The sequence below is a fragment of the Nocardioides alpinus genome (assembly GCF_900112035.1).
GTDB classification, from domain to species: Bacteria; Actinomycetota; Actinomycetes; order Propionibacteriales; family Nocardioidaceae; genus Nocardioides; species Nocardioides alpinus.
In genome coordinates this window covers 506,822-526,850 of sequence record NZ_FOKC01000001.1, presented here as the reverse complement: position 1 = coordinate 526,850, position 20,029 = coordinate 506,822, and the positions used below count along the sequence as shown (strand labels likewise).

Annotated in this window: 25 protein-coding genes; 10 read left to right on the top strand and 15 right to left on the bottom strand. The window is 70.7% G+C overall.

Features of this window, described 5'->3' with window-relative positions:
- The 3 genes from BM127_RS02580 (at position 1) to BM127_RS02570 (ending at position 1,554) form a co-directional block, all read left to right on the top strand.
- Positions 1–618, top strand: a complete 618-nt coding sequence (locus BM127_RS02580) for a hypothetical protein (protein ID WP_091193856.1) — start codon at positions 1–3, stop codon at positions 616–618.
- Entirely contained in the window at positions 615–836 is a 222-nt protein-coding gene (locus BM127_RS02575; protein ID WP_091193854.1) for a hypothetical protein, read from the top strand. Before BM127_RS02580 ends, BM127_RS02575 begins: the two co-directional genes overlap by 4 nt.
- Positions 837–1,005: 169 nt before the next feature.
- Positions 1,006–1,554, top strand: a complete 549-nt coding sequence (locus BM127_RS02570; protein ID WP_139227578.1) for a hypothetical protein — start codon at positions 1,006–1,008, stop codon at positions 1,552–1,554.
- A 12-nt stretch (positions 1,555–1,566) separates the two neighbouring features.
- Here BM127_RS02570 and BM127_RS02565 read toward each other — a convergent pair whose 3' ends face one another.
- From BM127_RS02565 to BM127_RS02530, 8 genes are all read right to left on the bottom strand, one after another.
- Positions 1,567–1,845: a contact-dependent growth inhibition system immunity protein gene (locus BM127_RS02565; protein WP_091193849.1), complete on the bottom strand. Its 279-nt coding sequence runs from the start codon at positions 1,843–1,845 to the stop codon at positions 1,567–1,569.
- Between the two features lie 27 nt (positions 1,846–1,872).
- Positions 1,873–2,145, bottom strand: a complete 273-nt coding sequence (locus tag BM127_RS02560) for a colicin immunity domain-containing protein (protein ID WP_157829653.1) — start codon at positions 2,143–2,145, stop codon at positions 1,873–1,875.
- A 1-nt stretch (position 2,146) separates the two neighbouring features.
- Positions 2,147–3,466 (bottom strand): colicin D domain-containing protein, encoded by a 1,320-nt coding sequence (locus BM127_RS22480; RefSeq protein ID WP_198554472.1) that lies wholly within the window; start codon positions 3,464–3,466, stop codon positions 2,147–2,149.
- Positions 3,463–3,762, bottom strand: coding sequence for a WXG100 family type VII secretion target (locus BM127_RS02550; RefSeq protein ID WP_091193843.1), 300 nt, complete (start codon positions 3,760–3,762; stop codon positions 3,463–3,465). Before BM127_RS02550 ends, BM127_RS22480 begins: the two co-directional genes overlap by 4 nt.
- Positions 3,759–4,076, bottom strand: a complete 318-nt coding sequence (locus BM127_RS02545; protein WP_091193841.1) for a WXG100 family type VII secretion target — start codon at positions 4,074–4,076, stop codon at positions 3,759–3,761. The genes BM127_RS02550 and BM127_RS02545 overlap by 4 nt, the downstream gene beginning before the upstream one ends.
- A 92-nt stretch (positions 4,077–4,168) precedes the next feature.
- Complete coding sequence (locus BM127_RS02540; RefSeq protein WP_091193838.1) at positions 4,169–4,900, bottom strand: M10 family metallopeptidase domain-containing protein; 732 nt, start codon at positions 4,898–4,900, stop codon at positions 4,169–4,171.
- An 86-nt stretch (positions 4,901–4,986) separates the two neighbouring features.
- A complete protein-coding gene (locus tag BM127_RS02535) occupies positions 4,987–6,210 on the bottom strand; it encodes an IS30 family transposase (RefSeq protein WP_091195376.1) in 1,224 nt (407 codons plus the stop codon).
- 97 nt (positions 6,211–6,307) lie between these two features.
- A complete protein-coding gene (locus BM127_RS02530; RefSeq protein WP_091193836.1) occupies positions 6,308–6,925 on the bottom strand; it encodes a TetR/AcrR family transcriptional regulator in 618 nt (205 codons plus the stop codon).
- A gap of 139 nt (positions 6,926–7,064) precedes the next feature.
- Here BM127_RS02530 and BM127_RS02525 point away from each other — a divergent pair, with 139 nt between their 5' ends.
- Genes BM127_RS02525 through BM127_RS02510 form a run of 4 tightly spaced genes read left to right on the top strand, consistent with a single transcriptional unit; the run spans position 7,065 to position 11,354 of the window.
- Positions 7,065–7,856: an SDR family NAD(P)-dependent oxidoreductase gene (locus tag BM127_RS02525; RefSeq protein WP_091193834.1), complete on the top strand. Its 792-nt coding sequence runs from the start codon at positions 7,065–7,067 to the stop codon at positions 7,854–7,856.
- A 23-nt stretch (positions 7,857–7,879) separates the two neighbouring features.
- A complete protein-coding gene (locus BM127_RS02520) occupies positions 7,880–9,421 on the top strand; it encodes an acyl-CoA synthetase (RefSeq protein ID WP_091193826.1) in 1,542 nt (513 codons plus the stop codon).
- 50 nt (positions 9,422–9,471) lie between these two features.
- On the top strand, positions 9,472–10,839 hold the full coding sequence (locus BM127_RS02515) for a GntP family permease (protein ID WP_231263160.1): 1,368 nt from the start codon (positions 9,472–9,474) through the stop codon (positions 10,837–10,839).
- Complete coding sequence (locus BM127_RS02510; protein WP_175507306.1) at positions 10,836–11,354, top strand: gluconokinase; 519 nt, start codon at positions 10,836–10,838, stop codon at positions 11,352–11,354. The genes BM127_RS02515 and BM127_RS02510 overlap by 4 nt, the downstream gene beginning before the upstream one ends.
- An 11-nt stretch (positions 11,355–11,365) precedes the next feature.
- Here BM127_RS02510 and BM127_RS02505 read toward each other — a convergent pair whose 3' ends face one another.
- Together BM127_RS02505 and BM127_RS22690 are read right to left on the bottom strand one after the other, a co-directional pair.
- Positions 11,366–11,827, bottom strand: a complete 462-nt coding sequence (locus BM127_RS02505; protein ID WP_091193821.1) for a TspO/MBR family protein — start codon at positions 11,825–11,827, stop codon at positions 11,366–11,368.
- A 12-nt stretch (positions 11,828–11,839) separates the two neighbouring features.
- The gene (locus BM127_RS22690) at positions 11,840–13,432 is read right to left on the bottom strand and encodes a bifunctional NAD(P)/FAD-dependent oxidoreductase/class I SAM-dependent methyltransferase (RefSeq protein ID WP_091195371.1); all 1,593 of its coding nucleotides are present in this window, start codon (positions 13,430–13,432) and stop codon (positions 11,840–11,842) included.
- Positions 13,433–13,498: 66 nt separating this feature from the next.
- Between BM127_RS22690 and BM127_RS02495 the strand changes: the two genes are divergently transcribed.
- The 3 genes from BM127_RS02495 to BM127_RS02485 are packed head-to-tail and all read left to right on the top strand — an operon-like array spanning position 13,499 to position 15,852.
- Complete coding sequence (locus BM127_RS02495) at positions 13,499–14,089, top strand: helix-turn-helix domain-containing protein (RefSeq protein WP_091193818.1); 591 nt, start codon at positions 13,499–13,501, stop codon at positions 14,087–14,089.
- 41 nt (positions 14,090–14,130) lie between these two features.
- Positions 14,131–14,343 carry a hypervirulence associated TUDOR domain-containing protein gene (locus BM127_RS02490; RefSeq protein ID WP_091193815.1) on the top strand — a complete coding sequence of 71 codons (213 nt, stop codon included), beginning with the start codon at positions 14,131–14,133 and terminating at the stop codon, positions 14,341–14,343.
- Positions 14,344–14,367: 24 nt separating this feature from the next.
- Positions 14,368–15,852 carry a cryptochrome/photolyase family protein gene (locus tag BM127_RS02485; protein ID WP_091193811.1) on the top strand — a complete coding sequence of 495 codons (1,485 nt, stop codon included), beginning with the start codon at positions 14,368–14,370 and terminating at the stop codon, positions 15,850–15,852.
- 9 nt (positions 15,853–15,861) lie between these two features.
- On the opposite strand, the gene BM127_RS02480 is transcribed toward BM127_RS02485, so the two are convergent.
- The 5 genes from BM127_RS02480 to BM127_RS02465 all read right to left on the bottom strand — a co-directional run bounded on the left by BM127_RS02480 (position 15,862) and on the right by BM127_RS02465 (position 19,759).
- Positions 15,862–16,563, bottom strand: a complete 702-nt coding sequence (locus BM127_RS02480) for an RES family NAD+ phosphorylase (protein ID WP_157829652.1) — start codon at positions 16,561–16,563, stop codon at positions 15,862–15,864.
- A complete protein-coding gene (locus BM127_RS22085; protein ID WP_157829651.1) occupies positions 16,560–17,090 on the bottom strand; it encodes a hypothetical protein in 531 nt (176 codons plus the stop codon). Before BM127_RS22085 ends, BM127_RS02480 begins: the two co-directional genes overlap by 4 nt.
- Positions 17,091–17,155: 65 nt before the next feature.
- The gene (locus BM127_RS02475; protein ID WP_091193806.1) at positions 17,156–17,545 is read right to left on the bottom strand and encodes a DUF2237 family protein; all 390 of its coding nucleotides are present in this window, start codon (positions 17,543–17,545) and stop codon (positions 17,156–17,158) included.
- 17 nt (positions 17,546–17,562) lie between these two features.
- Positions 17,563–18,495 (bottom strand): acyl-ACP desaturase, encoded by a 933-nt coding sequence (locus BM127_RS02470; protein WP_091193803.1) that lies wholly within the window; start codon positions 18,493–18,495, stop codon positions 17,563–17,565.
- A gap of 91 nt (positions 18,496–18,586) precedes the next feature.
- Positions 18,587–19,759 (bottom strand): endonuclease, encoded by a 1,173-nt coding sequence (locus BM127_RS02465; RefSeq protein ID WP_091193800.1) that lies wholly within the window; start codon positions 19,757–19,759, stop codon positions 18,587–18,589.
- Positions 19,760–20,029 lie beyond the last annotated feature (270 nt).

Genomic DNA, 20,029 nt, shown 5'->3' with positions numbered 1-20,029 from the left:
GTGGTTGCTTCGTCGCCGACTCGCCTGCGCTCAGCGGTCCCCGCGCTGCTGATCGCCCTCGGCGGCCTGGCGATGATCGCGTTGTGGATCCCGTTCACGCTCGCGCACGGCCCGACGTCGTACGACGAGGAGCGGGTAGTGGGCGGAATGACCATGATCGGGTGGGGATTCCTGCTCGGCGTGGTGCCCAACGTCCTGGTGGGCGTCGGTCTCGTCGTGGCTCGCTCGCGGCTTCGTGAGAGTCGGGGCCGGGCCCGGGCGCTCGCCGTCGTGGTCGCTGCACTGCTCGGATCGGCACTGCTCGACCTGGCCTTCCTCGCGCTCGGCCCGCCGTTCTCGATCTTCTTGCTAGCCCCGGCCACGCTGGCCCTCGCTGTCCTCTCGCGGGGCTCCGGACTGCGCTGGGGGTGGGCGCTGCTGGCCACGGCTTACTTCGTCGCGCTGGGGTTGCTGCTCGTCCCGCAGGCGACGTCGGACGGCTTCGGCGGCTTCCGGATCTACGGTCTGGCGGCCCACGTCGGGGTGGGGCTGGGCTGGGTCGTGCTCGCCGCCGGGATCAGAACTTCAGGTCGGGATGGATCCATCTCACCCAAAGGGGCGCATACTGGAGTCAAATGACTTCCTCGTACGGCTCACGGCCGAAGCACCTGTCCAGCAGCCCGTTCGCTCCCAAGGTTGAGCCGACGGTCGAGGTGTTCGAGATCGATGACCGGGTCACCCACGACCTCTACGGCCTCGGGCAGGTCACCAAGACCGACAGCCACGGCGTGACGGTGGACTTCGGATCGCAGACGCTGCGGATCGTGCATCCCTACTCCAAGCTGCACCACCTCTGAGTCCTGCGGCTTCAATCGACAGGCGTACGGGGGCGCTCGGCGCGCCTCTTGAGTGAGGAAGCGGGCAGCCTCTGTCGAGCCGACGTTCATGTCGGCTCCGGACGGCTCGACTTCTCCACAGATGTCCATCGAGGCGTTTCTGGACTGGTCGCCCGGGCAGGTGTCCGTCATGACGTCACGGCAGGGATCCCACGCACCGTCCAGCACCGGCTTCACCGGCCACATCCGGGTCCAGCCTGCGCTCAGCGAGCCGGAGCGCGCGTTCCTCCGCGCACTGATCGACTCGGACCGGACGCTACGAGGCACTCCGACAGGGCGCGGGGATCGCGACGTGCCCTTCGCGCACCTGGCGTGGGAGGTCTGCGCGGACGGGTGCTGCCTGACGTGGGATCCGGCTCTCGAGGAGTCGTCGATGATGCGCGCGTCGTTGGCGTTCCTCGTCGATCACCTGCTCCGGCGCGGGGCTAAGGGCGAGGGGCGATCGGCATTGGCCGGGTTCACCTTCAACCACGTGCTCGACGGGGCGGTGATGGGATTTGCTCCTGGCGACGACGCGTCCCGGCTCGTGGAAATAAGTGGCAATGTCGTGACGGAGCGGTTGCTGCCTCCGCCGTGCGACGAGCTCCAGGTCCGGCCGTCGACCACCCGGTCGACGGGTCGGACGCGGAGAGGGAAGCTGCCGGCGAACGTGATCGAGTTCAGGCCGAGGAGGGCATAGGGGGCGGTCAGCTCAGTCGGCGAGCTGTTCACCGACCTGCTGCAACCACGCGCGGTTCGCGCCCGGAGCGTGCCCAGCGTCATAGAAGTTGCCGAGGTCATCAAGGGTCTGGCCAAGCGCCTCGTCGGCCTCGTCCTCGTCGAGCAAGGCGTGGATCTGGTCGGAAGCGCCGGCGACGCGGTCGGGTTCGCGACGTGCGAAGTCGTCCACCGCTGACTCCCAGAGGCCGTCGTACTCAGCCCACCAGTCCTGGTGGAAGTACGCGGCCATCAACTGTCGAAGGTCCTCCATGCCGACTCCCAGCCGATCGGTCGAGAATCAGGTCGCGCCGGCCATGGCCGCTGCCGTGGACTCCACGGCTGAGCGCAGCGCTGACTCATCGAGGTCGCCTTCGCTGCGCAGCTCGGGCTCGGCCACATAGGACTCGACAGCCCAGAACAACTCCTCCACCGCGCTCGAGTAGACCGCGGGAGTGCCGAGCGGCATCTCGGAGTGGAGGGCGAGGAAACGCGACTCGAAGACGTCCACAGCAACGGCGCCTGCTCGATAGTCATCGATCAGTGAGCGGAGTTCGGTGACGAACGATCCCAAGTCAGCCTCCACCGAGGTGCCCCTTTTCCAGTAGTTCCTGTAGTTGCCTTGGGCTCAGTCTCCAGCCCGAGATGAAACCTCCGTTGCCGTCGACCGCGACGCAGCGACGTGAGACGGGGTCGAGGTGAAAAGTGACCTCGCCCGACTGTCCCCTCATTGTGCCCCTCTTGACCAGCGTTGCTTCGCGCTCGATGAACGTCTCCAGCGCCTCGCGATAGGCGCGAGCGGCGGCTGGATTGAAGTCACCATCGACTCCGAAGTCCCGTGCGTGCTTGAACTTCTTCTGAACCTGTCGATCGCTGAAGGTCCTAGTTCCTCGCCCGTTCCAGCCGCCCGGCAGCCTTGCCTCGCCCCGCTCGTCCCGGATCGCGACCTTCCCGTAGCGATCGAGCCGCGCACGCACTCCGCGGAGCGACTCGCGGGCCGTACGCATCCGGGCCGAGCCGGTTGCGATCGTGGCGCGCAGCCCGACCAGGAGCGCGTGGAAGCGTGGCGCCTGCGCGCGGATCCGGGCAGCCGCGGCGGCGGCCGTCGCCGAGCCTCCGAGGCCGCCCGTCAGGCCGCCGATGACCACGGAGAGGGCAGCGCCCTCGACCACCATCTGGCCGATCTCGGCCAGCAGCGCGCGGGTGCGGTCGTGCGCGTCCTCAACTGCCGCGGCGTACTCCTCGCACGCGTCGCCGACTGCCGCGAGCTCGGTGGCGACGTCCGTCACGAGGCGGCGTACGTCGGCCAGGCTCGCGAGAGCCGCCGGGACCTCGGGCGAGCGCTGGCGCTCCACCATCTCGCTGGCGACGTCGACCTGTTCGACGAGCAGGGCGACGCTCGAGGCTGCTCGCCGCCAGGCGTGGGCCGCGTCGCGGAGCAGTGCCACGTCGGCTCCCGGCCAGACGAACCCCTCGACCTGGTCGAGGATCCACCGGTCGATCACACCGAAGGACGGTTCGTCGGCGCCGAGGCTCGACGGTGGAGTCGGCAGCGAGACGCGTACGTAGGCGTCGTCGGTGAGCCCGTGTCCGGAGTAGGTCAGGACCTGGGCTGCTGCAGCTTCGGCGGCGGCGTGGTTGGCGCCGGTGGACGACAGCAGCCGGCCGAGCCCGAGGAAGGCGTGCGTCAGGTCGGCCAGCGCACCGACCGCCTCGGCGGCTGCAGCGTCGTACGACGCGGCGAAGGCGGCGCTGCTCGCGTCGTCGCCGGCCATCGCGCCGAAGCCGGCGAGCTTGCCCGACAGCGACTCGGCGAGCAGGGCGACGGTCTGGTTGGCCGTACGGCACGCGTCGGCCGCGTCGTCGTACCCACCGCACTCGACACTGATCCTCACGGCGCCACCTGCCGCCAGAGCTCGAGGTTGGCCGACACCGCCCGCGCGTAGTGCGCGTCTGCGCTCGTCACGATCCCGCGCAGGGCCGCGAGCGCGGTGACCATGTCGGCGCAGCTGCCGCGCCACGACTCGTACGACGACGCCTGCGCCGCGCTCGCGAGACCCGACCAGCCGGACTGGAGTCGTTCCTGCTCCGCGTCGAGGCCGCCGGCGAGGCTGATGAGGTCGCGTTGGCAGGAGGCCAGCTCGCCGAGCGTCGCACGCAGCTCGTCGAGATCGACCTCGTAGGCCGTCATCCCAGGCGGCCTGTGAGGCGAACCGTGGACTGCTCGCTCTCGGCGTCCGTCGCGGCGAGCGAGCGTCGAGCGTGATCCAGCCCGTCCGCCGCGACCGACAGCTGGTCGATGACGGCGAGGGCGCCGCGGTTCCACTCCTCCCACCGGGTGCGGAAGAGCTCCGCGGCATCGCCGCGCCACGTCGTGAGGACACGTTCGACGGAGAGCTCGGCGGCCCGACGGCGCTCCTCGAGGTGCTCCAGCCGAAGCCGAACGGCGGCCGTCGTCGCAGCGTGCGCAGCGGGGTCCAGGGCGATCGTTCCCGAGATGATCATGGGATCGATGCTCGCCGGACCGGAGTGTCGCCCAACACCCGTCGCGAGCAATCTGTGGATAGCCGACGCGCTGGACGGTGAGTCGCTCGGCCTCACCGACAGGGCAGCGACCCCACCCGCGCGAGTCCCTCGCGGTCCCCGGGGCCCAGCTCCACCTGGCCGTTGTTGTCGCCGAACATCAGCTCCATCGGCTCGGCGACGTGGCCCAGCCCGACGACGTGCGCCAGCTCGTGCACCACGATCGCCTCCATGACGCGCGGTCGGTCGGCGATGTTGGCGGCCGTGAAGACCTCGGTGTCGAGCACGAGACCGCCGGTCACGTAGTAGCGGCGCCCTCCCGGGCCGTCCTTCGGTGCCGCCCCGCCGAGGCCGACGACCCCACCGCCCAGCTCGGGGAACTCGGCCGCGTCGCCCCAGCCGATCACCACCGGTCCGCTGCCGCCGAGGCTGATGAAGGAGCCGGCGAACGGCCGACGGTCGGTGTCGCCCTCGTCCTCGAACTCCAGTCCCGTGGCGGCCGAGATGCGCGCGATCGCCCGGTCGACCAGTGGCCGTGCACCGTCGGGCATGCCGGCCGGGTTGACGGCGTACTCGACGGTGTTGCACGGGTTCCAGCCGACCGGCTCGTCCGAGCCCTGCTGGGTCATCGCGAAGGTGAAGGCTCCACCGCGCGCGGTGATCGCCGGCGCGGGGAGCAGTCGTTCGCCGCCCAGGCCGACGAGCTGGCGTACGGCATCCATCTGCGCGGACGGGTGGAAGAGCACGACTGCGCACACCAGCACCCCGGCGACGATGACCGAGAAGGCGGTGGACTGGCGCGGCACGCCACGAGTATCACCGGCGGCCGCCAACGGTGGGGCGAATCCGAGCGAGGTCGGCCTTGGTTTCGACACGGGCTCGTTCGGTGGATTCAACCCGTGAGTGCAACGCCGGGTGGTTTGTCGTGTTCGGACAGTAGTGCGTCGAGGGCTTCGGCCGGGGTGCGCCAGTCGAGTCGCTTTCTGGGTCGGTTGTTCATCTGTAGGGCGACCTGCTCGAGGAACCCGGGGCCCCACAACGACAGGTCGCTGCCTTTGGGGAAGTACTGGCGCAGGAGCCCGTTGGTGTTCTCGGTGCTGCCACGCTGCCACGGCGACCCAGGGTCGGCGAAGTAGATCACCAGGCCGGTGGCCGCAGCGATCTGGGCGTGGTTGGTCATCTCACTGCCGCGGTCCCACGTCAGCGTCTGCCGCAACGTCTCGGGCAGCCGTGCCATCTGCTCACAGATCGCGGTCTGCATCGTCACAGCGGTGTGATCCCCGGGCAGGTGCAGCAGCACCACGAACCCAGTGGCACGCTCCACCAGGGTGCCGATCGCCGAGGTGTTCCCCGATCCCATGATCAAGTCGCCCTCCCAGTGACCGGGCACCGCACGGTCCTCCACCTCGGGGGGCCGCTCGCTGATCGACACCACGTTGCGCAACGGGCTTCCGCCGTCCGACTTGGCGGCGCGTCGTTGTGCCCGTGGTTTACGTACTGCCCGCCCGGTGCGCAGGTGTCCGGCCAGATCCTTGCGCAGCGCGCCCCGGCCCTGGACGTAGATCGAGGTGTAGATCGTCTCGTGCGACACACGCATCTCCGGATCCTCGGGGAAGTCCAGCCGGAGCCGGTTCGCGATCTGCTCTGGGCTGTCATTGTTCCCCAGTCGGCGCTCGACCTCGGCCCGCAACCGGGTGTTCACCGCGAGCTTCGCCTGCTTGTGACGCCCCTCGCAGGCCCGCGCCTCAGCCAGCTGCTGGGCCGTCGAACCGCGATAGCGGGTGCCGCTGAGGTTGCGTCGCAGCTCGCGGCTGATCGTCGACTTGTGGAACCCGACCGCGTCCGCGATCTCACCCAAGGACATCCCCGACCGGTGCAGGTGAGCAATCTCTTCACGATCAACCGAGCTGAGCCGCCGACCCTGCGGACGCGGTGAAACAGGCGGGCCTTCGCGGACCTGACGAGGCGGCATCACCCCACCAGATGCTGCGAGCCACCGATACCCGACCGCGCGGGACACGCCGACAGCAGCCGCGGCATTCTCCGTGGATGACCCAGCCGCAACCTCCCGCCAGAACGCCTTGCGGGCCTCTCTCGGCCAAGGAGGACGAGCCATGAACACCTCGATCACGTCAAGGCGTTGCACTCAGCCTTGAGCCCACATTCCTCGCCCTGCTCAACCAGCGGCTCCGGGGGGTTCAACCAGCGGCTGCTCAGCGCAGGAGCGACGGCATCAGGGCGTCGACGCGGGCGGTGAGCACGGCCAGTACGTCGTCGCGCGCCGCGGCAGGGCCGGTGGCCCACGCGAGCAGCGTCTGCGCGAAGAGCCCGTCGAGCATGCCGTACCCGGTCGAGGAGTCGAGGGCGAGCTCTCGGCCGGCCAGTTCGGCGTAGCGGGTGAGGACGCGCCAGATCATCGCCTCGAGCTGGCCGTCGATCTCGAGGACCACCTCGCGCAGGCCCGGCTCGAACATCGACTGGTTGCGCAGGTCGTACCAGAGCTGGTGCATCGGACCCTCGTCGCGGATGGTCCCGGCCAGCTTGGCGGCGAAGCGCGACTGCAGCTCCGCGGCGGACGTCGACGTCGCGACGATCTCGTCGTAGCGCGTCACGCAGGTGCGCTTGTAGTAGCGCACGCAGTAGGTGATCAGCTCCTCCTTGTCGGAGAAGTAGTAGTGCACGACGCCATGCGTGAAGGGCGAGTGCCGGGCGATCTCGCGCAGCGACGTCTTCGCATAGCCGAGCTGTCCCAGGGTCGTCAGCGCCGACTCGGCGAGCTGGTCGCGACGGGTGTCGTGCTTGCTCGCGACGGGGGCGGAGAGGGCGGGCATGCCGCGATCCTAGGCGCATCCGGACCTGTCTTGACAGTTGTCCAAACGTTGTCTTGACACGCGTCAAGAGAGCGCGCCAGTGTGATGGCCATCACGCCGACTACGCCCGCACCCACCCCTGCACAGAGGAGAACCCCCGATGACCTCCATCGACCTGACCGGCCGCGTCGCACTCGTCACGGGAGGGGCCCAGGGGCTCGGTGAGGGCATGGCCCGTGCGCTCGCCGCCGCCGGTGCCCGCGTGATGATCGCGGACATCAACGAAGCCGGTGCCGAGACGGCGGCCGGCCTCGGCGAGGGCCATGGCTTCGTCCGTCTCGACGTGACCGACGAGGCCGGCTGGGAGGCTGCGGTCGCCGCGTGCGTCGACCAGCTCGGCGGGCTCGACGTGCTCGTCAACAACGCCGGCGTCGAGATCAGCGCGCTGATCACCGAGGTCCAGGTGGACGACATCCGCACGATGCTCGACGTCAACATCCTCGGCACGACGCTCGGGCTCAAGCACGGCCTCCGGGCGATGCGACCCGACGGCGCGGCCGGCAAGGGCGGCTCGATCATCAACATCTCGTCCGTCGCGGCGACCATCGCCTTCCCGGCGATATCGGTCTACAGCGGCACCAAGTCGGCCGTCGACCGCCTCACCCGCGTCGCGGCGATGGAGTCCGGCAAGCTCGGCTACGGCGTACGCGTCAACTGCATCTATCCGGGCCTCGTCCCGACGGCGATGGGCGCCGGACTCGCCAACGACATGGCCTCCCTCGGGTTGTACGGCAGCGCCGAGGAAGCGGTCGGCGCGGTGATCGAGCTGACCCCGTCGGGTCGCCTCGGCGAGGTCGAGGACATGGCCGACGCGGTCGTCTTCCTCGCCTCCGACGCGGCCCGCTTCATCAACGGCGCCGGCATCCCCGTCGACGGCGGCATGGGCATGTGAACCGGCCCGGAGAAGGGTGAGCCATGCGGCTGCACGACTACCTCGACAAGGGCGCGAGCCTCGGGGTCGACCGCCCCTGCCTGACCACCGACGGGACATCGGTGTCGTACGCCGACGTGGTGCGGCTCTCCCACGAGGTCGCGGCCGCCCTGGTGGGCAGCGGCACGTGCGAGGGCTCACGGGTCGCGATCCTCTCGGCCAACGACCCCGTCGCGTTCACCTGCGTCTTCGGGATCAGTCGCGCCGGTGCCGTCTGGTGCCCGATCAACCCGCGCAACGAGGCGGGGGAGAACCGCGAGCTGCTGGAGCTCTTCGGCGCGGAGGTGGTGCTCTTCCAGCCCGGCTTCGCACCCCTGGTCGCGGCGATCCGCGACGAGCTGCCGGGGGTCCACACGTGGGTCTGCCTCGACGGGTCCAACCACGGGTCAGTCACCTGGCGGGACTTCCTCGACCGCGGCCGCGGCGTCGTCGTACCCGACCGCCTCGATCCCCCCGGTGCTGACGAACTGGCAATGCTCGTCGGGACCGGGGGCACCACCGGGCGCCCCAAGGGCGTCATGCTCACGCCGACCAACCTCGAGACGATGACGGCGCTGACCCTGGTGGGCTATCCCTTCGACGGCCCGCCGGTCTACCTTGCGCTCGCACCGCTCACGCACGCGGCCGGGGTGCTGTGCTTCCCGGTGCTCTCGCTCGGCGGTGAGGTCGTGATCATGCGCGCACCCGACGTCGGGGGCTTCCTGCGGCTGGTGGAGGAGCGCGGCGTCACGCACACGTTCCTGCCGCCGACGCTGATCTACATGGTGCTCGGCCACCCCGACCTGGACTCGACGGACCTCAGCAGCCTGCAGTGCTTCTGGTACGGAGCCGCCCCGATGTCGGCGTCCCGGCTGGAGGAGGCGCTCGTGCGGATCGGGCCGGTGATGGCGCAGCTCTTCGGCCAGACCGAGGCGCCGATGATGATCTCGATGATGCCGCCGGCCGACCACTTCCGGGCCGACGGGTCGGTCGCCACCGAGCGGCTCACCAGTGCCGGTCGACCCGCGCCGCTGGTCACCGTCGCGATCCTGGACGAGGACGACCGGCCCGTCGCGCCGGGCGAGCGTGGGGAGATCTGCGCGCGGTCGTCGCTGGTGATGGCGGGCTACTGGAAGAACCCCGACGAGACCGTCCGCACGCTGCGCCACGGCTGGCTGCACACCGGCGACATCGGCTTCCTCGACGACGACGGCTTCCTCCACATCGTCGACCGTGCCAAGGACATGATCATCACCGGCGGCTTCAACGTGTACTCGACCGAGGTGGAGCAGGCCGTCCTGGCGCACCCCGCGGTGCAGGACTGCGCGGTGGTCGGGCTGCCGGACGACAAGTGGGGCGAGCGGGTCGTGGTGGTCGTACAACCGCAGGCGGGGGCGAGGGTGGATCCCGACGAGCTGATCGCCTTCGTCAAGCAGCGGATCGGCTCGGTCAAGGCGCCCAAGGAGGTCCACGTCTGGCCCGACCTGCCCCGGTCCAAGGTCGGCAAGGTGCTCAAGACGGAGATCAAGGTCGAGCTGGTGGGCTGACTCCCGCTTAGGGTGGGGCATCCCACCTCGGAGGTTTTCTCGTGGACACCATGACACCCGTCTACGGCGCGGGCACCCTGCTGCTCATCGCCGCCATCGCTGTCGCTGCACTGCTCGTGCTCATCATCGTGCTGCGGATGCACGCCTTCGTCGCGCTGGTGCTCGTCAGCCTGTGCACGGCCGTCGCCGCGGGTGTGCCCGTCGCCGACGTGCCGGCGATCTCGATCGCGGCCTTCGGCAGCACGCTCGGATCCGTCGCGCTTCTCGTCGGGCTCGGCGTGATGATCGGCCGGCTGCTCGAGGTGACGGGAGGCGCCCAGGTCCTCGCCGACACCCTCGTCAGCCGCTTCGGTGAGAAGCGCGCCCCGATGGCGCTCGGCGTCGCGGCCCTCCTCTTCGGTCTGCCGATCTTCTTCGACGCGGGACTCGTCGTCTTCCTGCCGATCATCTTCTCCGTCGCGAAGCGCTTCGGCGGGTCGGTGCTGATGTACGCCCTGCCCGCGGCCGGCGCGTTCGCCGCGATGCACGCGATCGTCCCGCCGCACCCCGGACCGGTCACCGCCGCCACCGAGCTCGGTGCCAGCATCGGCCTCACCCTGCTGGTGGGTGTCGTGATCGCTGTGCTCGCCTGGTTCGTCGGCGTCTACCTCGTGACGACCGCGTGGCTGGGCAAGATCTACGTCCCCATCGACGACTCGGTGCTCACTGGCGGCCGCGAGGCCGATGGCGGCGACCCGCCGGCCTTCGGTCACGTGCTCGGGATCCTGCTGCTCCCTCTGGTGCTGATCGGCGCCAACACCGTCCTGACCACGCTGCGCACCAACGGGACGATCGCGGAGGAAGGTGGCGTCGCCGACGCCTTCATCTTCATCGGACAGACCCCGGTCGCCCTGCTGATCGCGCTGCTCGTGGCGACCTACACCCTCGCCATCAAGCGGCACTCCCGCGAGGAGATCGAGGGCCTGCTGAACGACTCCCTCGGACCGATCTGCGCGATCATCCTGATCACCGGCGCGGGCGGGATGTTCGGCGGCGTGCTGCGCTACAGCGGCATCGGCGAGGCGCTGTCGGACTCACTGGCCGACCTCGGTCTCCCGCTCATCGTCTCCGCCTTCGTCATCGCGACCATCCTGCGGGTCGCCCAGGGCTCGGCGACCGTCGCGCTCACCACCACCGCCGGCCTGCTGTCGGCGGGCGTGGCCGAGGCCGACCCGTCCTCGCTGCAGCTCGTCGCCCTCGTCCTCGCCATCGCCGCCGGCGCGACCGTGCTCTCGCACGTCAACGACTCCGGCTTCTGGCTGGTCAGCCGGTTCTTCGGGATGGACGTCAAGACCACGCTGAAGACGTGGACGGTGCTGGAGACGACGCTCGGCGTGACGATCTTCGTGCTGGCCCTGGGAGTCTGGGCCGTCGGATGACGCCTTCACCGCACGCACCGCTGCACCTCGTCTTCATGGGCGTCTCCGGCTCGGGGAAGTCCACGGTCGCCCGCGCCGTCGGCGAGCGCCTCGGCTGGGAGCTCGCCGAGGGCGACGACTTCCACCCGCCGGAGAACGTCGCCAAGATGGCCGAGGGCACCCCGCTCACCGACGCCGACCGGTGGGGCTGGCTGGAGTCGCTGGCCGCCTGGACCGCGGAGCGGGACGCCCGCGGCGAGCCGACGATCATCACGTGCAGCGCCCTGCGCCGGACCTACCGGGACGTGCTGCGGCGCGGCGGCGAGGGCACGTTCTTCGTGCACGCCACCGGGGACAAGCACCTGATCCTCGACCGGATGAACGCGCGCGAGCACTTCATGCCGCCGAGCCTGCTGGAGTCGCAGCTCGACACCCTCGAGCCCCTCCAGCCCGGCGAGGAGGGGATGGACGTCGATCCCGCGCTCCCCGTCGACCGACTGGCCGCACTGGTGCTGGCGCGACTCGACCTCGCCTGACGGCGTACGCGTCAGTTGAGGACGACGATCCCCGCGTTGAGCGCCGTCGCGAAGCAGACCCACGCCAGGTAGGGGACCAGCAGCCACGCGACCGCACGCGATCGCTGCCACGACCACGCGATGAGCAGTGCGACCGCGGCCGCGAGCAGCACGATGTCGACGAGCGCGACGGTGTAGAGGTCGGCTGCGAAGAACAGCGGTGTCCACACCAGGTTGAGCAGCAGCTGCGCCACCCACAGCCACATCACGCGGTCCCACCCGCCGGCCCGCCACAGCAGCCAGCCCGCGACGCCGATCATCACGTAGAGCACCGACCACACCGGGCCGAAGAGCCACGACGGCGGGGCGAACGGCGGCAGCTCGAGGGCGCGGTAGGTCGCCCGCGAGCCGGACGCCGCCAGCCCACCGACGCCCGCCACCAGTGCGACGGCGACGAGGAAGGGCAGGAGCGTCCACCAGGGTCGGGTCGTCATGCCGTCATCTTCTCAGCGGACCCGTCGGGCCCGCAGCACCGCGTCGGCCACGGCGATCTCCTCGCCGGTGTGCGGGTGCGCCTGGGTGCGCGGCCGCGCCTCGCAGGCCTCCACCACGAACTGTGCTGGGTCTCCGAGGCAGTCGGGGAGCGCCGACAACAGCTCGTCGGCAGTGAACATGAAGGTGTTGTGCCCGTGCCGCAGCCCGGTCTTCAGGTCCTCGGGGTGGTGCCCGACCACGAGCAGGGTGCCGCCGGGCGCGACTGCGGAGGCGAGTCGGCGTACGACGTCGGGCATCCCGCCGTCGGGCAGGTGGAAGAAGTGGGAGGTGACGAGGTCCCAGGTCTCGCCGTCCGGCTCGAAGGTGCGTACGTCGATCCGGCGGGTCTCGATCCGGTCGGCGACACCCGCCTCCTCGGCGTGCAGGGTGGTCCGCGCGAGTGCGGCGTCGGCGAAGTCGACCGCCGTCACGTCCCAGCCCTGCGAGGCCAGCCAGATCGCGTCGCCACCCTCGCCGCAGCCGATGTCCAACGCCCGGCCGGGAGCCAGGGAGGGAGCCTCGGCCGCCAGCTGGACGTTGACCCGCCCGCTCCAGACCTTGTCACCCGAGTAGCGCTCCTCCCACGCGGGGCGCTCGAAGAACCCGTCGCGCCGGTCGCGGACCGCCTTCGTGGCGTCGGCCGTGAGCAGCTCGGCGTTGATCCATGCGCCGACCCGGTTGCCGTGGGCGGCCGAGGCCATCAGCGTCATCGACAGGTCGGTCGCGTTGCCGGCCGCGAAGACCCCGGGCACCGCGGTCGCCCCGGTCGGCTCGACGGTCAGCACCGTGCCGAGCACCGCGCCGCCCATCTCGAAGGGCTGCGGCTCGATGCCCAGAGGGGTGAGGTAGTCGGCGCGGACAAGCGGCTTCGACGCGACCACGATCGCCTGCCGCTCGAGCACCCAGCCGTCCGCCAACCGGAGCCCGACCAGCGCGTCGCCGTCGTCCGTGATGACGACCTCCTGCGGGGTGCCGTGCTCGAAGCGGACGCCGATGGCGCCCAGCTTCTCCATCTCCGCGTCCGCGATCTCGACGCCGTCGTGCACCACCACGACCACGTCGTCGGAGATCTGGCTGAAGAGCAGGCCCTGGTGGGCCGCCATCGGGCCGCTGCCCAGCACCGCGATCTTCTGGTCGCGCACCTCCCACCCGTGGCAGTAGGGGCAGTGCAGGACGTCGACGCCCCACCGCTCGTCCAGCCCGGGCACGTCGGGCAGCTCGTCGACGACGCCGCCGGTCGCCAGCACCCGGCGCGCACGGAACCGGCGACCGCCCTCGGTGGTGACGAGGAAGGCGTCGACCTCGCCGGACAGCCCGACCACGCGATCGGCGACCACCTCGACGCCGTACGTCGCCACCTCGGCGCGGCCGATCTCGAGCAGCTCCAGCGGGGAGATGCCCTCGCGGCCCAGGTAGTTGTGGGCGTGCGCGGCGGGCGCGTTGCGGGGCTCGCCCGCATCGATGACCAGCACCGAGCGCCGGGACCGACCCAGGGCCAGCGCACCGCTCAGGCCGGCGGCGCCGCCACCGATGATCACTACGTCGTACATCTCGTTCTCAGTCATGTCACCGAGCATGCAGGCAGATCGCCATATTGACAAACATCCTTGCTGCAATGGCAAACTGACCCCATGCACGAGTCCCACGCCGACGACGCCCCGACCAACGACGAGGGTGTGCTGCGCAACGTCGGCCCCCGGCTGCGCCAGCTCCGGCTGGAGCGCGAGGCCACCCTGGGCGATCTCGCCGAGGAGACCGGCATCTCGGTGAGCACCCTCTCGCGGCTGGAGTCCGGCCAGCGCAAGCCGACCCTCGAGCTGCTGCTGCCGCTGGCCCGCGCCCACCGGGTGGCGCTCGACGAGCTGGTCGACGCACCCGAGACCGGCGACCCGCGGATCCGCTCCAAGCCGGTCGTGCGGCACGGTCGCACCTTCATCTCGCTGACCAAGCGACCCGGGGGACTGCAGTCCTTCAAGATGGTGATGCCGGTCGAGAGGGACCCGCAGCCCACCCTGCAGACCCACGAGGGCTACGAGTGGCTCTACGTCCTGAGCGGGCGCATCCGGCTCGTGCTCGGCACCCGCGACCTCACCCTCGAGCCCGGGGAGGTCGTCGAGTTCGACACCCGCACCCCCCACTGGATCGGCAACCCCGGCCCGACTCCCGCCGAGGTGCTGGCGATCTTCGGGCCGCAGGGGGAGCGGATGCACGTCCGGTCCTGACGGGTGAGGCCGCGCGTCGCGCCGGGTGGCACCGTGGTGCCATGGCGATCCGCACCGGCACGGCAGTGAAGTGGAAGTGGGGCTCCTCGTGGGCCGAGGGGAAGGTGACCGAGGTGCACCACGGTGACGTGTCCCGCACCACCAAGGGCAACGAGGTCACCCGCCACGGCAGCGACGACGACCCGGCCTACGTCATCGAGCAGGAGGACGGCACCGTCGTGCTCAAGCTGCAGAGCGAGGTCGAGAAGGCCTGAGGCCCCGATGCCTAGGCTGACCGCATGACGACGCGCTGGCTCTTCGGTGACCAGCTCGGGCCGCACTTCACCGACGACCACCGCGGACCGCTGCTGATGGTCGAGTCGCTGGGAGTCTTCAGGCGCCGCCGGTTCCACCGGGCCAAGGCGCACCTCGTGCTCAGCGCGATGCGCCACCGCGCCGCCGACTTCGGCGACCGGATGACCTACGTGCAGGCCGAGACGTACGCCGAGGTGGTCCGCCAGCGCGAGGGGGAGGGCGAGGACGTCGAGGTCGTGCACCCGACGTCGTACGCCGCCCTCGGCCTGGTCGAGCGGCTCGGCGCGACCGTCCTGCCGCCGCGGGGCTTCGCCACCGCCCGCGACGACTTCGAGCGCTGGGCCGACGGGCGTGGTGATAAGCGGTTGCTGATGGAGGACTTCTACCGTCGCGCCCGCCTCGCGCACGGCGTGCTGGTCGACGGCGCCGAGCCTGCCGGCGGGGCGTGGAACTTCGACCACGACAACCGCCAGCCTCCGCCCAAGGGTGCGACCACGCTCGGCGTGACCGAGCCGTGGTGGCCCACCGAGGACGACATCGACGCGGGGGTCCGCGAGGACCTCGACCGGTGGGAGCGCGACGGTGAGATTCAGACGATCGGCCGCGACGGCCCCCGTCGCTTCGCCGCCACCCGGCGTGAGGCGCTGGCCGCCCTCGACCACTTCGTCGAGCACCGGCTGCCCGACTTCGGCGCGCACGAGGACGCGATCCTCGAGGGCGACCCGTGGATGGCGCACAGCCTCATCAGTGCCCCGATGAACCTCGGCCTGCTCGACCCGCTCGAGGTCGTGGAGCGCGCCGAGACGGCGTACCGCAGTGGTGCCGCGCCGATCGCCAGCGTCGAGGGCTTCGTGCGCCAGGTGATCGGCTGGCGCGACTACGTCTGGCACCTCTACTGGCACCAGGGCGACGACTACCGCAGCGAGAACGCGCTGCGCGCGACCGAGCCGATGCCGCAGTGGTTCGCCGAGCTCGACGCGGTCGCGACCGACGCCCGCTGCCTGTCGCACACGCTCGACGGCATCGCCGAGCACGGCTGGGTGCACCACATCCCGCGGCTGATGGTGCTCGGCTCGTACGCCCTGCAGCGCGGGTGGGCGCCGACGCAGGTCACCGACTGGTTCCACCGCGCGTTCGTCGACGGCTACGACTGGGTGATGGTGCCCAACGTCGTGGGGATGTCGCAGCACGCCGACGGTGGGGTGATGGCGACCAAGCCCTACACGTCGGGCGGCGCCTACATCAACACGATGTCCGACCACTGCGGCTCGTGCCGGTTCAACCCCAAGGTCCGGGTCGGCGACGACGCGTGTCCCTTCACGGCCGGCTACTGGTGGTTCCTCGAACGCCACCGCGAGACCTTCGCCGGCAACCACCGGATGTCGCGCGCGGTCAAGGGGCTCGACCGGCTCAAGGACCTCGACGGCCTGGTCGCGCAGGAGGACGCCCGGGGCAACCGGGCGCCGTGACCGGCGTGCTCACAGAGGGGGCGGTGCGGCGGTCGCTGTGAGGACCGACGGCGCCGAGGAGGGCGGAAGCACCACGCGTACGTCGTGGGACTCGAGCACCATGCGGAGCGGCCGGGACCGCCGCACGACCGGGACCGGGCGGGGCCGGCCGGCGCGCCCGAAGACCGCCAGGCTCCGGACCCTCGCGCCGCCGGTGAAGCGGGACGGGTGCACGATGCCGTCGAGCTCCGCCTCCCGGAACGCTGCGGCCCACGCCTGCGTCACGGAGTAGACGCCGGTCCCGACGGACAGCGAGCGATCGACCCACCGCTGCGCCGGCTTGACCGCCAGGTTGGCCGCCCGCGCGAGCGCCACCTCGGTCGCCGTGACCGTGACCGGGCCCTCGGGGGTGACCAGGACCGAGGCGAGGACGCTCTCGCGGCCGCCGACGCTGCGCAGCTGGGTGCCGACACGCTCGCGGGCGGCCGCCTCCTCGGTGGAGGCGACGTAGCAGGTGCCCTGCGGCGCGGGCAGGTCGAAACGGCCGCAGGCGTCCGGGTCGTCTCCGACCCTGACGGAGGCGAACCACCAGCAGCCGCGGTCACGTCCGCCTCGGTCGACGTGGGCGCGGAACCACGTGCCGTCCACGGTCCTGCTGGGGAAACGGGCGAGCTCGGACGCGTCCCGGGGTGGGAGCGGGTGCAGGGACTGTCCGCGCGGCGACGTGGTCACGCGGCGAGCGCGGCGGCGTCGCGCCGGGCGAGACAGGCGACCGTCGCCGGATCCGCTCCCGCCCGCAGCGCCTGGCGCGGCGAGGACCCCGAGAGGTCCGGGTGGGCGGCCACCAGCCACACCCCGGCGGCCCAGCGGTCGAGCCCTCGCAGTGCCTTGAGCACCGGCACGAGCGCAGGGCGGATCCCGCCGTCACCGGTGAACTGCCAGGCGGGGTAGAGCCACTGCCCGTCACCGGTGCGCATCGCCAGCACGGTCTCGTTGGTGCGCCGGCTCGCGAGCGCCTGCTTGGTGACGTTGCCGAGCTGGTGGAGGGCGCCGGCCGAGTCGTAGAACGGGCCGAGGTCGGCGAAGTGGGGGTCGAGCTCGACGGGACCCGCCGCGGGGAGGCCGGCACCGAGGAGCAGCGCGAGCTCGCGGGGCTCCGGGAGTGGTGAGCCGCGGTCGGCGAGCTCGTGGATGCGGTCGAGCAGCTGTGGTCGGACCTGGAGCAGCACGCTGTCGACGTAGTCCTGCGGCGACTGCACGGCCACTGCTCACTCCCTCGTCGGTCAACCCGGTCAAGTCCAGCGTACGACCACGGTCAAGCTGGTCAAGTGAGACTGCTGAGGTCCGGTGGCACGTCGATCGACAGCGACTGCAGCACCTCGAGCGGCACGACGTCGAGGGCGCGCTCCGAGGTTGCGGCCAGCACCACCGGCGCGGCCACCCCGGCGTCGTACGCCTGGAGCCAGCGCGCCGCGACGACGCACCAGCGGTCGCCCGGCACCAGGCCCGGGAAGCTCCACTCCGGGCGCGGGGTGGAGAGGTCGTTGCCCACGGACCGCTGGTGGCCGAGGAACTCCTCGGTCATCACCGCGCAGATCGCGTGGAGGCCCGCGTCGTGCGGACCGACGGTGCAGGTGCCGTCGCGGAGGTAGCCCGTCATCGGGTCGGTGCCGCAGGGCTCGAGGTCGCCGCCGAGGACGTTGCGTTCGGTCATGGGGCCAGCATGACCGCTCAGGCCCGGCGTGCCGCCCTCTTGGCCTCGGCCTCCGCGCGCCGCTCGACGAAGCGGGTCGCCTCGCCGTCCAGCGCAGCCACAGCCGCAGCGAGCTCCTCGCGTGCCTTCTCGCCGTCCTCGTCGAGGCCCTCGAGGTCCCATACGCCCCACTGCCGCAGCAGGGGAGTGACGATGTCGTCGTGGTGGATGCGCAGGTCGTAGATGCCGGCCTTGGCCATCTGCACCGCCTTGCGCGAGAAGCCCGGGATGACGCTGCCCGGCATCTGGAAGTCGACGACCTCCTCGGTGATCGCGCGCATCGTCTGGCTGGGGGAGAGCTGCAGGGCGGCGGTGACGATGTTGCGGTAGAAGATCATGTGCAGGTTCTCGTCCTTGGCGACCCGGCTCAGCAGCTTCTCCGCGATCGGCTCCGCGGTGTAGCGCCCGGTGTTGCGGTGCGAGATGCGGGTGGCTAGCTCTTGGAAGGAGACGTACGCGCAGACGTTGAGCAGTGACTTGTCGAGCGCCTCGTAGCCCGTCTCCATCGTCTCCATCCGGGCCCGCTCGAGCTCGACCGGATCGACGCCGCGGGTGACGAGGAGGTAGTCGCGGATGCAGAACGCGTGCCGACCCTCCTCGGCGGTCCAGCGGTTGACCCAGGTGCCCCACGCGCTGTCGCGGCCGAAGGCGCGGTCGATCTCGCGGTGATAGCTCGGCAGGTTGTCCTCGGTCAGCAGGTTGACCTCGAGCGCGGTCCGTGCGATCGGTGACAGCTGCGACTGCGCCACCTCCCACGGGTCGCCGCCGAGGTCGGCGAAGTCGCGACCGAGGCTCCACGGCACGTATTCGTGCGGCATCCACTCGTCGGCGGTCGCCATGTGCCGGTTGAGGTTGTCCTCGACCGTGGGCTCCAGTTCGGCCAGCAGTTGGGCGGTGTCGAGAGCGGCCATGGATCCATCTCCTCGAGGGTGCAGGCGAGGGCGCGGTGTCCTCACGATCCTGCCTACACCCCCGAGGTCCGGTGTGACCAGAGGCTGGCCGTCAGTTCCAGATCGCCGCGGCCCACTCGGGGTGGTCGATGAACGGGTTGCGGTTGCCCTGCCACTGCGCGTGGATGCGGTCGTTGCGCCGCATCTCGAAGGCGTCGACCGGGTCGGCGCTGTTCCACTGCAGCAGGATGTCGAGGTCGCCGATGCGCGGCACGGCGCTGCCGGACACGGTGCTCATCTCGAGGTCCTGGAAGCCGTCGTCACCCTCGTAGCGCACCGCCATGTAGAGGAGCATCCGCGCCACGTCGCCCTTGACCGCGTCGCGCGGCTCGAAGGAGTCGCTGTCGGTCCAGCAGTCCGTGCAACCGGAGACGGCGGTGCCGCCGTTGTCGAAGTCCTTGTTGCCGCGCGTGCCGTTGACGGTGACGTCCTCGGGGCGGAGGTGGTGCAGGTCGGTGCCGGGGCCGGCGCTGGTGGTGAAGCCGCCGCGGCTCTGCGCCCAGACGTGCTCACGGTTCCAGTTGCCGACGCTGCCGCCGTTGCTGGACTTCGAGATGGAGCGGCCGGTGTAGAGCTCGATGACGTTGCCGGTGTTGTTGGGGTCCTGGTCGGTGTCCTTCAGCGCCGTCCACACCGCGTCGTACGACAACCGGGTGTTGTCGTCGATGATGTCGTGCAGCGAGGTGCGCAGCGCGGTGCCGGTCCTGCCGACGGCGGGTGCGTAGTAGGTCGCGTCCCACGGACTCGTGCCACCGGTCGGCGGCGGCTCGGTGGGCGTGGTGCCGCCGGCGAGCGCGAAGGCCGACGTGCTCGTCATCCCCGGGTGGGAGAAGTACGCCGACAGCGCGCCCGTGACGTCGATCTGCTTGCCCATCAGCGAGGGGTTGGTCCTCAGGCCCCACTGCGCGCGGAACGCCGACGGGATCTGCACGTAGAGCATCGAGGAGGTGTTGGTCTGCGACGCGGAGTCGGCGATCGCCAGCGCGTAGTCGCTGGGGAACCCGGAGCGTACGACGGTGCTGGTGGCCGTCGGTTGGCCGACGACGTAGCCACGCACGGTCTGCGTGGCCCCGGTCTGCTGGCCGATGGCCTGGCTGACCGTGATCGGGGTGGCCGCCTCGGCCGGCGCCGTGACGGCTGGCGCAACGAGGACGGACAGGGCGAGGACGAGGGAGGTGACAAGGGCGGACGCGAGCGACCGGCCCTTCCCGAGATGAAGGGTCATGGACGGTGAGGATGCCGCACCCGGGCCCCGGGCGGAAGGGTCGCGGAGGTGAACACTGGCCTCCCGCCACACGCGTCACTCCGTCCTACTCCCGAAACAGGACGGCTGTGGTGCGTGGTGCCGATGGGACCCCCGGCACGCTCAGCGGGACTGTTCTAGACCCCCTTACACCCCTGCCCACCCAGTTCTGTGAAAACGCCACGGAATGTCGCGGGACTCTTTAGGTTGAGTCTGCTTCGGTCCCACCGAGGCAGCATTTTTCTCGTAGAC